Raw genomic sequence first — 12,489 nt, forward strand, 5'->3', positions numbered from 1 at the left:
AAAGGGCGCAGAGTATAAATGAGCGTGCCGTCTTTTGACGAATGTTTCCGCCACCACCGTAAACCTAAAAACCTTCCAACGTTGACACCCAAAGCGCAACGCCGCTAAAGTCTCGTCAACTATTAAAGGTATAAAGGTTTACACCATGACCGTGCCCCATAAGCAAAGCACTGAAACAGGCTATCCACAGCGTCACGACTGGACACTAGACGAGATCAACGCTCTGTTCGCACTGCCGTTCAATGACCTGCTGTTTAAAGCACAGCAGGTTCACCGTACTCACTTCGATGCTAACGCGGTGCAGGTCTCTACCCTTCTCTCGATCAAAACTGGCGCCTGTCCGGAAGATTGCAAATACTGCCCGCAGTCTGGCCACTACAATACCCAGCTAGAGAAAGAGAAGCTGCTGGAAATCGAAAAAGTCGTTGAGCAAGCCAAGGCGGCTAAAGAAGCCGGCGCCAGCCGTTTTTGCATGGGCGCAGCCTGGCGCAGCCCCCGGGACAAAGACTTACTGCTGGTTGAAGAGATGGTGCGTCAGGTAAAAGCCGTGGGCTTGGAAACCTGCATGACGCTGGGCATGGTCGACGGCGAGCAGGCCAGCCGACTGGCCACCGCCGGGCTCGATTACTACAACCACAACTTGGATACCTCGCCGGAGTACTACGGCGAAATCATCACCACCCGCACCTACAGCGACCGGCTTGAAACCCTCTCCAACGTTCGCGATGCGGGAATGAAAGTGTGTTCTGGTGGCATTCTTGGCATGGGTGAAGACGCCAAAGATCGTAGCGCCCTGCTGCAACAGCTGGCCAAGCTGTCGCCGCACCCGGAATCCGTGCCGATCAATATGCTGGTGAAGGTACCCGGTACGCCGTTGGAAAATGTCGAAGATTTAGATCCCATCGAGTTTATCCGCGCCATTGCGGTCGCCCGCATTATGATGCCCCAGAGCCACGTGCGGCTTTCCGCTGGCCGTGAGCAGATGAACGAATCGACCCAGGCGCTGGCGTTTTTGGCAGGTGCCAACTCGATCTTCTACGGCGACAAACTGCTCACCACCGGCAACCCCCAGGCGGATCGCGACCGTGCGCTGTTTACCAAGCTGGGGCTGCACCCAGAAAAACGCGAAACGTGTGAGAGCGAAGACAGCCAAGCAGCGCGCCTCGCTCAACAGGCACAGCAGCAGGTGCATGCCGAACGCGTTGCCGAGCTAGCGGTAGACGCTAGTGTCTAAAGCGTGGCGAGAGCGCTTAGCCGATGCCCGCCTAAGTCGCCAGCAGGCAAATCGCTGGCGAACCCGCAGAGTCATGGAAGTTAGTGCGCTCGACTTTGCTGGAAACGACTACCTGGGCCTGGCTCAAGACCCACGAGTCAGCGAAGCCCAAGCGGAAGGCGCACGTCGTTACGGCGCGGGCGCCGGTGCATCGCATCTGGTGAGTGGCCATTTGGCGGTTCACGACGCACTGGAAGACGCCTTGGCACGCTGGACAGGCCGAGAACGTGCGCTGCTGTTTTCGACCGGCTACATGGCCAACCTTGGTGTACTGCAAGCGTTGGCTGACCGCCATACGGCTATCTTCCAAGACCGCCTTAACCACGCATCGCTCATCGATGGCGCCGCCTTAAGTGGCGCCCGTTCGCGGCGCTTTCATCACTGCGACACAAGCGATCTGAAAAACCTGCTGGGGCGCAGCGAGTACGCCCATAAACTGGTGGTCAGCGATGGCGTTTTTAGCATGGATGGCGATATCGCCGACATAGCCAGTTTAGTCTCTGTCAGCCAACGCCATAACGCCTGGCTAATGATCGACGATGCCCACGGCGTGGGCGTGCTGGGCGACAATGGCAGCGGCTGCGTGGGTAGCGCCTTGAGCAGCGCCGAGGTGCCGATTTTGGTTGGAACCTTAGGCAAAGCACTGGGCACCGCGGGGGCCTTTGTAGCCGGGGATGCCGAATTAATCGATCACTTGATTCAGTTTTCACGTAGCTATATCTACACCACCGCCCAGCCCCCGGCGATTGCCGCTGCCACTCTCAAAGCACTAGAGATCGTTCAGGGAGAGCCTGAATACCGCGCCAAGCTAAACGCCAATATCACTTACTTTCGCCACGAAGCGTTGGGCTTGGGGCTACCGTTCAGCGAATCGGCCACCCCCATTCAACCACTGATATTAGGCGATGAAACGCGCACCCTACGCTGGGCGTCGCAGCTTCATCATCAAGGCATACAGGTAGGGTCGATTCGTCCGCCAACGGTGCCCAAAGGCGAGGCCCGTCTGCGTATTACCTTAAGCGCTCGCCACCAACAGGGCGATATTGACCAGCTGTTAGCCGCGCTCAACCACTGCCAGCACCAAGAGGCGTTATGCAGCCCCTGCGTTTAATACTGCTCTCCGGCTGGGGAATCGACCGGCGTATCTGGCAGCCACTGCAGGCGCATTGGCCTGCCCACTTGGCTGCTCACCTGACTGCCCAAGCAGTCGACTGGCCTGGCTACGGCGACGCCCCTGCGCTCGGAGCAAATGCCACGCTGACAGAGTTGGCGGAGAAAATGTCCGAATCGTTAACCAGTGATGCGGTATGGGTAGGTTGGTCGCTAGGCGGGTTACTGGCAGCGGCACTCCTTGAGGAGCTCCCCCCACCACGCGGGCTAATGCTACTCGGTGCCGGTAACACCTTCTGCGCTACCGACGGCGTCACTTCTGCCGAGCTAAGCGCCTTTCGACGTGCCTTTCAGCGCGAACCCACCGCGACTTGGCAGCACTTTTTGCGCTGGCAGGCGCAAGGCGAGCCCAGCCCTCGCAAGGCTTTCCGCCAACTGCATGACTTGCTGGGCGACACGCTACCCGCCGACAGCGCCACGCTCGCTACTGGCCTGGATTGGCTGGCATCAATTGATAACCGCCAGCGCCTAGCGGCGGCCCCTTGCCCAGTTGCACGGCTCACAGGGGAACACGATCCATTAATCGGCCCTGCCCAGCGCCGCGCTAGTGAGCTTTTAACCGGTGTTGGCCACTGCCCGATGCTCTCCCAGCCCCAGGCACTCGCTGCGAAAATTGCCCATCATGCCACCCAGATGGCCAGCACCCGCATGGCGGTTTTATGAACACGCTAACGGCGAACAGTGATGCTAATTGGCAGACGCGGGTTGCTCACGCCTTCTCCCGGGCCGCCCCCCGCTACGATGCGCTCGCCAGCGCACAGCGCCAAATAGGTCAACGGCTGTGGGATTCGCTACCCGACAACGCCTATAACGTAGTCGATATGGGCTGCGGCACCGGTTACTGGACTCAGCGGTTGGCTGAACATTACCCCGGCGCCCAGATCACTGGGTTAGATTTAGCCCCCGGTATGCTGGCACAAGCCCGCCAGTGCTATGGTGACGCTATACACTGGCAACAAGGCGATGCGGCGGCGATGCCGTTTGGTACCCATGCCTTTGATCTGGTGTTTTCTAACTTGGCGTTGCAGTGGTGCCGCGATATCGACGCAGTGATGGTGGAACTTTACCGCGTGCTTCGCCCTGGTGGGCAGGCGCATATCACCACGCTACTACCCGGCACTCTGAAAGAAATCGCCATTGCCTGGCAGCGCCCCGAAGCGCTGCTGCAAACACCCAATCAAGCAAGCGTCGAACGAGCGATAGCTAAAAGCGGCTTAACCGCCAGCCAACAAACGGCCACCGTTGAGTGCTTTTACTACCCCGATTTGCAAGCCGTGATGGCCTCCATTAAAGGGGTGGGTGCACAGCTTCCCCGACCAAACACTCGCCTTACCCGAGCGGATATCGCCGCCGCACAAGCGCGCTATGAGCAACTTCGCCAGCCGGAAGGTCTACCGGTGAGCTACCACTGCTTAACACTGCAATTGGAAAAATCGCTATGAACTTCTGGTTTGTCACCGGCACCGATACCGATGCGGGTAAAACATTAGTGACCAGCGGCTTATTGCACGCCGCCCAACAACAGCCGTTGAGCACGCTGGGTTTAAAACCCATTGCCTCGGGCAGCCAGGCAACGCCTGACGGGCTGCGCAATAGCGATGCCCTCGCCCTGCAAGCGCAAACCGTTCCATCGGTCGACTACACCACGGTTAACCCCATCGCCTTTGCCCCTGCCATTGCGCCTCATTTAGCCTCGTTAGAGGCAGGCCAGTCGCTGGAAGTCGGCGCTATCACCGATATTCTGCGTGAAACGCTTAGCCAAACACCCAGGGACTTCACCCTAATTGAAGGCGCTGGTGGCTGGCGTGTACCATTAAACGACCATGAGGATTTTGCCGACTTGGCGATCGCCCTTGAGCTACCGGTGATTCTGGTCGTCGGCTTAAAGCTGGGCTGCTTAAATCATGCCCGCTTAACGGCCGAAGCCATCCGAGCCGACGGCTTGGTACTCGCCGGCTGGGCGGGCAGCGTGGTGGATCCCGATTTTGCCGCCGACACTGCCCGTTTTGAAGCCAACATCGCGCATCTCAATACCAAACTGGCAGCTCCGTGCTTAGGCATTATCCCTCATCTCGATACCCCCAGCGCCGCTACTGCTGCCCCCTATCTCTCCCTGGAGCCGTTATGACGACACCGGTTTGGCACCGCCATGTTTGGCACCCCTATGCCCACCTAAAAACCCAGACGCCCGCGCCCAAAGTGGTAGGCGGTGACGGCGCTCACTTCGTGCTTGAGAGCGGCGAACGCCTGCTGGACGCTACCTGCTCCTGGTGGTGCATGATCCACGGCTACGGACACCCGCGCCTGGTGGCAGCCATTCGCGAACAGGCAGGCCAGCTGTGCCACGTGATGCTCGGTGGCTTAACCCACGAACCTGCTGATCAATTAGCCCGTGAGCTGGTGCGCATTACCCCTGACGGGCTGAATCACGTGTTCTATTCCGACAGCGGCTCGGTAGGCATGGAAGTAGCGATGAAGATGGCGTTGCAGTATCAGGTACTCACCGGCAATCCTGGTAAGCAAAAAATGCTCTCGTTGATGAAGGCGTACCACGGCGACACCACGGGCTGCATGGCGGTATGCGACCCGGAAGAGGGCATGCACAGTCTGTTCGCCAGCCTGCTGCCCCAACACCATTTTGCCCAGGCCCCCAAGGCCCCTTTCGATGCCACGCCTGATCAGGTAGAACTCGACCTTAGCGCCCTGCGTGAGGTGCTTGAGCGCCATCATGACGAGATAGCCGCGCTGCTCATGGAACCACTATTGCAAGCCGCAGGCGGGCTCAATATGACCTCGCCGGACTACTTACGCGGCGCTCGTAAGCTGTGCGATGAGTTTGGCGTGCTGCTGATTTTCGACGAAGTGGCCACCGGCTTTGGCCGCACCGGCAAGCTGTTTGCCGCCGACCACGCGGGTGTCACGCCGGATATCATGGTGCTCTCCAAAGGATTGACCGGCGGTTATCTGGGCCACGCCGCCACACTTGCCACGGATCGCGTCCACAACGCCTTTATCGGCGACAGCCCACACCACGCCTTTATGCACGGGCCGACGTTTATGGGCAACCCGTTAGCATGCCGCGTGGCGCTGGAGAGTCTGCGCGTCTTTGAGGAAGAGAATTACCTGGGCAAGATTGCGACACTCAGCCAGCAGTTGCAGCGTGAGCTAATTGAAGATCAAGCGCTGAACGCGCATCCGACCGTGGCCGATGTTCGGGTGCTGGGCGCCACCGCGGTGATTGAAGCGCACTCCGCCGAGGCGCTAAAAGGCGTAGGCAACTTCGCCCGCGAGCGCGGCGTTTGGCTGCGCCCCATTGGCCGCTGGCTGTATACCATGCCCGCCTACATCACCTCTGAAGCGGAGATGGTGAAGATTACCGACGTCATGAAAGCATGGTTTCTGGATCACTCACCAGTTTAGTAAAGCAAAAGATTACCCTGCTGCTTCCAGCGATTTACCAACGCTGGAACGCCCTCACCGGCGGTGGTGTTAATCGCCAGCACACCTGGCGGACTAAGCCTATCCGCTTCCGGGTCGACCAGTGCGCAGGGCGTATCGTAGTCTATGTAAGATAACAGCGATGCCGCAGGCATGACCGCCAGCGAAGTACCGACCACCAGTAGAAAATCAGCCTGACTAACGAGTTCGCAGGCATCTTCAAACAGCGGCACCGACTCTCCAAACCAGACGACATCCGGACGCAGTTGGCTGCCTTTATCGCAAACATGACCCAGCTCAATACCGCCCTTGGGCAACAAGTAACGCATACGCTCATCGATGGTGGAGCGCGCTTTTAAAATCTCACCGTGTAAGTGCAGCACCTGGCGGGAGCCTGCTCGCTCGTGCAGGTCATCAATATTCTGGGTAATGATACTGACGCTAAAGCCGCCTTGCTCCAGGGCAGCTAGCGCTTTATGGGCGGCGTTAGGCTTGGCGCGACGGATCTGCTCGCGGCGCTGATTATAAAACTCCAACACCTGCTGCGGATTGCGTTGCCACGCCTGGGGGGTGGCCACATCCTCGACCGGATGGTTCTCCCACAGGCCGTCGCTAGCACGAAAGGTTTTAATCCCGCTCTCGGCGCTAATCCCCGAGCCAGTAAACACCACCAAATGCGGGCTTGCTGCCATGATTACCTCGTCGTTAATGTTTCACTGCACCTTAAATAGAAGCCTAATATACTAGCTGGCCGATACTGCCCGCAAAGCGCTGCTTATTTCGATAAGGGTAGACATCAATAACACGGCCATCGATGATCGCCTGCTGCAGTTCCAGCCAGTAATCCGGGTCGAACAGCTCTGGGTGTTGCTCTATAAACAGACGGCGCAGCGCCGGATTAGCGAACATAAAGGGCCCGAACTCCTCCGGAAAAATATCGTTAGGACCGATGGATAACGTATCGCCCCCCTGGAAGTCATTGCCATAGGATTTAGGGATATGCCGGAAACGGCATTCGGTGAGATAGCAGACTTCATCATAGTCGTAGAAAACCACCCGGCCGTGGCGCGTCACGCCAAAGTTTTTTAGCAGCATATCACCGGGAAAGATATTCGCTGCGGCCATCTGCTTAATGGCATTGCCGTAATCTTTCAGAACCATGAGCGTCTCTTCGTCGCTGCAGTGCTCCAGGTAGATATTCAGCGGCGTCATCATGCGCTCGGTATAACAGTGTTTGATGATGACTTTGTCGTCTCTAAGCACCACCGTCGAGGGCGCCACCTCCAGCAGATGGGCTAAACACTCGGGGGAGAAGTGATCTTGGCGAACAATAAAGTTTGAAAACTCCTGGGTGTCAGCCATGCGCCCTACCCGGTCGTGGCGCTTAACTAGCCGATACTTTTCGCGCACCACGGCGTGGGTAACGTCTTTGGCCGGGTCGAATTTATCTTTAATGATCTTAAATACAGTGCGAAAGCTGGGCAGCACAAACACCGCCATCACCATGCCACGAACGCCTGGGGCGATAATAAACTGATCTTCGCGTTTCGCCACTTGACGGTTCAACGCCCGGAAAAACTCGGTTTTACCATGTTTGAAAAAGCCGATTGCAGCGTAAAGTTCGCCTTCCGGTTTGTGCGGCATTAACTGCTGTAGGTAATCGACAAACTCCCTGGGCACCGCCACCTCAACCTGAAAGTAGGCGCGGGTGAAGGAGAAAATAATCGACACCTCGTCGGTTTCGATCAGCACCGTATCAAGGTGTAGGCAGGGGTCGCCGCCCTGCTGCTCACCAAATCCCTCGCCGTGAAGCACGGGCAGTACCAGCGGCACCTGTTCGCCACCGCCACGGATACGCCCCACTAGGTAAGCGCCTTTATTGCGATAAAAGACGCTATTTAGCAGCTCGATTTCAGTGTCATCGGCGTTCAAAATCGCCGCTGGTAAGTGCTGATGTAAAAACGTTGCGCCTAACTGGGTATCTCGAGTGATATCGGCAAAGCGATTATCCAACGGGGCATCGAAAAGCGCCCACTCGAGCGCCGCCTGCCAATCGCCGTTAACCTTGTGACGACGACACAGTTCAATCCCTGAGCGATGGGCGGCATCCTCCCGGGAGCTATACACAAACATCCAGTCGTTACGGATATGGCGGTGGTGGAAAATGGCGCAGAACAGCGAGTTAAAGAAGGTTTCCGCCAACTCATAATCGAGCCGATGGCTGATCAGTTCGGCGTAGTGGTTGCGCGCCTCTCGCCAGCACTCGCAGTGAGAAACCACCTCGGGATCAAAGGTACGCTTTAAGCGCCCCAGAGTGACGTTGATTTTTTCCTGATAGAGATTGATACGCTCCGCCGAAGCCAGTTGGGTATCACGCCACGCCGCGTCACGAAAGCGTCGGCTCGCATCCGCCGTGATCTCTTTAAAACGCGCACGGTACTCATCGAAGCCATGCAAAATCGTCGTCGCTAAGCGGTACGCAGGTGAGTGTTTCACGGGCCAGGCTCCTGATCATTTTTACCAGTTTCGCGTAACCTGAAACTACATACGAGACGACCTTGGTGGTGTTAGTGCGCTGAGCTCAGTAACGCCATTAACGGCGCCACCTCGTCCGGGTCAGCGAGTGCCGTTGCCACTTTGGCAATCTCTTCTGAAAGAGGCCGATCTTTCTTAAGCGGCGGCGCATACTCGCGCACCCAGGCGCAAAGCATTCGAGAGGCGTGGCTCAGCAGGTGTGCATTTTTTAACTCAGCCCCCTGTGCCAGCACCAAAGTTTCAATTGCTAACACTTGGTAAAGCTGCTCTAAGCTTGTGCTGGCACGCCTTGCGGCGATGGTGCCCAGAGGGACGATATCTTGGTTATCGGCATTGGTGGGGATCGATTGAATAGAAGCGGGCATGGCATGGCTGCGCAGCTCAGCTACAAGCGCTGTTGCGCTGACCTGCGCGCCCATAAAACCGCTATGTAAGCCGGTGTCGAGGGGCTGCATAAACGCAGGCAATCCTTTATTTTTCAGTGGATCTGTAATCCTGGCAATACGCCGTTCGCTGTAAAGCGCCATCTGAATAAGCGCATTGTTGAGACTATCACTGGCGAAGGCGAGCTGCTGGCCAAAAAAGTTGCCCCCGTGAAGGATAAGGTCATCATCGGCCAGCAGCAGTGGGTTGTCCGTAACTGCCTCCAACTCAATACGCACGGTCTGAGCGTGCTGCTCGACTACGTCCCAAACGGCACCCAAAGCTTGCGGCGCGCAACGTAAGGTATAGGCATCTTGGGGTAGCGGCCGGTGCTGCTCAATACCGTTGTGCATATCCGGCAGCGATGTGGGAACCCGCTGCCAGGGAGTTAATGCAGCACTATCTTCAGAGAGCGACCAAAGCCAGTGGTGCAGCTGCTGCTGGCCAGGGTGCGGACGCAGCTCACCAATAGCGGGGTGAAAGGCTTCGCGATGCCCTTCCAACAGTTCGGCGTAAAGCAGTACCAGTAACGTGCTGAGCTTTAGCGCCCGTTGCGCAGCGGTGGCGTTCAAGGCAGCAATACCGGCCGTGGTCGACGTTCCATTAACCAGCGCGATAGCGTCTTTACCCTGCAACAACAGCGGCTTCCAGCCCAACTGTTGATGCGCCTCGCCACTGTCTATCCAACTGCCCTCACGCAGGCTAACCCTTCCTTCACCACTGAGTGCTCGTGCTAAATGCGCCAGCGGGGTTAAATCGCCGCTGGCGCCCACCGTGCCACGCGACGGCACTTCAGGCACCAAATCGACCTCTAGCCAGGCCTGCAACCGTTCAACCAGCACAGGATTGGCACCCGAGTGACCGCGCACTAAACTGGCCAGGCGCGCTACCATCATCGCGCGCGCATGGCGATGCGACAGCGGCTCGCCAACACCGCTGCACAAGTGATAGACCAAATTCTGCTGCAGCAACGCCGACTGTTTGGGATCCACATCGGTGGTCGCCAGCGGCCCGTATCCAGTTGTCACGCCATAGATTCGCCGACGTTGCTCGATGGCCTTGCATAAAAAGGCGTGGGCCTTTGCCACCGCGTTTTTTTCGGCTAAGGATAGTGTTATCGACTGTCGCCCCAACGCGATCCGTTCAATTTCTTCAAGCGAGCGACGCCCATCATCCATAGCAGTATTTCCTGTCTAGAAGCTTGCTTTATACAGCTACCAGTCGGTTAGCTTGCCCAGCGCATTAGTGGGCAAAGCATCTCCATAAGTAACCCCAACGGGGCGCTCTGCGGCAGGCCACTGGGCGGTGGCTTGCGCTATTGCGCTAGCGGTTTCCTGCTTGCTGATCACAGGTACCACAAAGGCCTTCAAACGCCGTGTTGTGGTAGGCCCCGTGGTACGTATCGCACACTCGGCCACGCTTTCCAGCGCACGCAAGCGCTCGGCCACATGCTGGGGGCTGACGTTAACGCCACCGATTGTCACCACGTCATCGTGACGCCCCAGAAGCGTAAAAGTGTGTTCGTCGTACCAGTGGGCGTTATCCAGCAGCGGTATGGCGATGTGGCTATTAACGCCCTGAATGTGCTGCGTATCGGCGCGTTGCCAATGGGCTAACAGTCGATAAGGCTCATCCTTCTGCCAGCGGGTGGCGACACCGCCGGTTTCGGTGCTGCCGTAAATCTCCAGCAGCCCGGTTAGCCCACCTGCGATCAACGCATCTGAGGTGTCGGCAGAGAGCGGTGCGGTCGAAGATACGCCGACGACATTGGCGGGCCAACCGTTGCGTGAACGGGCTAAATAGTCCCAGCGGGGCGGAACCGTAACCACTACATCACCAGCCGTTAAGGCCGGCAGCATTGCATTGTCGGCACTAATGCGCGGAATACCCAGCACACTGGGTAGCGCCACGCCCAGCATAAAGCCATACAGGTGGTGCAGCGGTAACCAGCTAATCACGCGGTGTATCGGCGCTCGCGAAGCAAAGCGCTGCATCAAGGCATGCGCCTCGGCTTCAATATCTTCCCAGCGGTATAAATGAGCGGTAGGTGATCCAGTGCTGCCCGAAGTTCTAAACGTTAGCCCTGAGGTTTCAGTGATGGCCCGCGCCACTAAGGAGGCCCAGTCATCAAAACTTTGGGTCATTAACAGGCGGTCTTCGGCACCTGTTTCGTGTAAACAGAAGAACTCGTTAACACAAGCAGCGAGGTGAAGTCGTTCGAGGGAATCGATAGCCGGTGTATCCTGCCAATTTGGCGCGGAGGTACCCCGATAAACAGCCAGTTCTGCACTCAGCAATGATTGCAGAACCGCCTTGCAATCGGCTTCGCTTAGCCACTGAGGCATCTTTTTATCCTTAACTATTATCCTTAACTACGTGTCTAGACTCGCAAGAAAAATTGTTCAGTTCAAGCGCCAGGCCACCCACCCCCTGTTAACCACTCTCTGTTAACCACTCTCTGTTAACCACTGAGTATTAACCGTTGAGCAAGCGGCCTATTGAAAGGTTATAAACGCTTAACAAAAATCCAATAGGTATCACCTGAAATAGCTTTTTTCATATGCACTTTTACTTTCGTAGGCGTCATCTGGTAGTCAAAAACGTATTCAAACATTGTATTGAGCTCGCCACTACTAACGCCTTCTTTAAAGCGGCCCTGAAACTCTTTGCTTTGCGTGCAGGGTGCTACCTCGGTAAAGAAGTTTTTACCGATCACGCTTTTGGGGTCTCGCCCGGTAATGCCGCCTTCCGCTGCGTTGTATTGAATAATTTTACCGTTGGCATCCAACTGGATAGCCCCGAAAGCTAGCTCATCGAGTTTTTTGTCATCCATTTTCGCCAGTGAATTTTCAATATCGTCGCCACCAAAGCGAACCGTTTCCATAGCCATTACTACACCTCCTGATTGAACGTATGGCAGCCGTTTCGAACCGCCAGAAGCTCTACAAATCTACCACGAAGATCGTTAATATTTAAATATCTGTAGAACCTATCAGTATTATATTACTAAGGCAACCAACTACTACTATTGGATGGTATTGATACTATTTTCATCTTTTACAAAGCACTACGTTTATCGCACTTACCTGCAAACAGAAAGGCCCTGCAGTGCGGTCTGCAATTAAGAAACCGAGTTGGTGAATCTCGCTTGGCGTTACTGCGGGGGCATCGCCAAGTAGCGTGCCACGCCTTACCGCCTCAAAGGCGCTCCAGGGGAAGTACAGCGTCTCCCAGGCATCTCGAGAAGGTGTAAATTTCACTCGGTATGCTGATGCATTGCCAAGGGAGGTACTTTTCAGGCGCAGTTGATAGGTGCGGCCATCACCCCGCACGGTTAGCACTACGCCCTGGGCATCCGCTAGCGTTGTTTCAAAACTGTTGGGCTCACGGCGAACGGATGCAAAACCACCGCCGTTTTCCAACGACACCTCGCCATGAAACCGGCCTTCACCTTTGATAACGCTAAACCTACTCTGGGAAACCCCGCCCATGACACCATCGTCGACGGAGTGCCAGCGCTGCTGTTCACTAGGATCATTAAAGTTCAGCGACATAAGACCACCTCACAACGGCTCATAGATGCATACATAGATACATAGATACATACATCCATAGGTACATCGATATGAAAAAAGCCCCAGACGTTTTAA

General features: G+C 56.4%; 12 protein-coding genes. 6 read left to right on the forward strand and 6 right to left on the reverse strand.

Annotation, left to right across the window (positions count from 1 at the left end; all coding sequences use genetic code 11):
* The first annotated feature begins 145 nt into the window (after positions 1-145).
* The 6 genes from bioB to bioA are packed head-to-tail and all read left to right on the forward strand — an operon-like array spanning position 146 to position 5,863.
* Positions 146-1,234, forward strand: coding sequence for a biotin synthase BioB (gene bioB, locus KUC_RS03010; RefSeq protein ID WP_007111617.1), 1,089 nt, complete (start codon positions 146-148; stop codon positions 1,232-1,234).
* Complete coding sequence (bioF, locus tag KUC_RS03015) at positions 1,227-2,384, forward strand: 8-amino-7-oxononanoate synthase (protein ID WP_007111618.1); 1,158 nt, start codon at positions 1,227-1,229, stop codon at positions 2,382-2,384. The genes bioB and bioF overlap by 8 nt, the downstream gene beginning before the upstream one ends.
* Entirely contained in the window at positions 2,366-3,106 is a 741-nt protein-coding gene (locus KUC_RS03020) for an alpha/beta fold hydrolase (protein ID WP_007111619.1), read from the forward strand. Before bioF ends, KUC_RS03020 begins: the two co-directional genes overlap by 19 nt.
* Complete coding sequence (gene bioC, locus KUC_RS03025; RefSeq protein WP_007111620.1) at positions 3,103-3,885, forward strand: malonyl-ACP O-methyltransferase BioC; 783 nt, start codon at positions 3,103-3,105, stop codon at positions 3,883-3,885. Before KUC_RS03020 ends, bioC begins: the two co-directional genes overlap by 4 nt.
* Complete coding sequence (gene bioD / locus KUC_RS03030; RefSeq protein WP_007111621.1) at positions 3,882-4,571, forward strand: dethiobiotin synthase; 690 nt, start codon at positions 3,882-3,884, stop codon at positions 4,569-4,571. Before bioC ends, bioD begins: the two co-directional genes overlap by 4 nt.
* Positions 4,568-5,863 (forward strand): adenosylmethionine--8-amino-7-oxononanoate transaminase, encoded by a 1,296-nt coding sequence (gene bioA, locus KUC_RS03035; protein ID WP_007111622.1) that lies wholly within the window; start codon positions 4,568-4,570, stop codon positions 5,861-5,863. Before bioD ends, bioA begins: the two co-directional genes overlap by 4 nt.
* Here bioA and KUC_RS03040 read toward each other — a convergent pair.
* The 6 genes from KUC_RS03040 to KUC_RS03065 form a co-directional block, all read right to left on the reverse strand.
* A complete protein-coding gene (locus KUC_RS03040) occupies positions 5,860-6,573 on the reverse strand; it encodes an SIR2 family NAD-dependent protein deacylase (RefSeq protein ID WP_007111623.1) in 714 nt (237 codons plus the stop codon). The genes bioA and KUC_RS03040 overlap by 4 nt on opposite strands.
* A 43-nt stretch (positions 6,574-6,616) precedes the next feature.
* Positions 6,617-8,377 (reverse strand): bifunctional isocitrate dehydrogenase kinase/phosphatase, encoded by a 1,761-nt coding sequence (aceK, locus tag KUC_RS03045; RefSeq protein ID WP_007111624.1) that lies wholly within the window; start codon positions 8,375-8,377, stop codon positions 6,617-6,619.
* Positions 8,378-8,448: 71 nt separating this feature from the next.
* A complete protein-coding gene (locus KUC_RS03050; protein WP_007111625.1) occupies positions 8,449-10,017 on the reverse strand; it encodes an HAL/PAL/TAL family ammonia-lyase in 1,569 nt (522 codons plus the stop codon).
* A 36-nt stretch (positions 10,018-10,053) separates the two neighbouring features.
* A complete protein-coding gene (locus tag KUC_RS03055; protein WP_007111626.1) occupies positions 10,054-11,184 on the reverse strand; it encodes an AMP-binding protein in 1,131 nt (376 codons plus the stop codon).
* A gap of 161 nt (positions 11,185-11,345) precedes the next feature.
* A complete protein-coding gene (gene pyp / locus KUC_RS03060) occupies positions 11,346-11,729 on the reverse strand; it encodes a photoactive yellow protein (protein ID WP_007111627.1) in 384 nt (127 codons plus the stop codon).
* A gap of 160 nt (positions 11,730-11,889) precedes the next feature.
* A complete protein-coding gene (locus KUC_RS03065; protein WP_007111628.1) occupies positions 11,890-12,393 on the reverse strand; it encodes a CIA30 family protein in 504 nt (167 codons plus the stop codon).
* Between the last annotated feature and the right edge of the window lie 96 nt (positions 12,394-12,489).

The organism is Vreelandella boliviensis LC1, assembly GCF_000236035.1.
Lineage (GTDB): Bacteria > Pseudomonadota > Gammaproteobacteria > Pseudomonadales > Halomonadaceae > Vreelandella > Vreelandella boliviensis.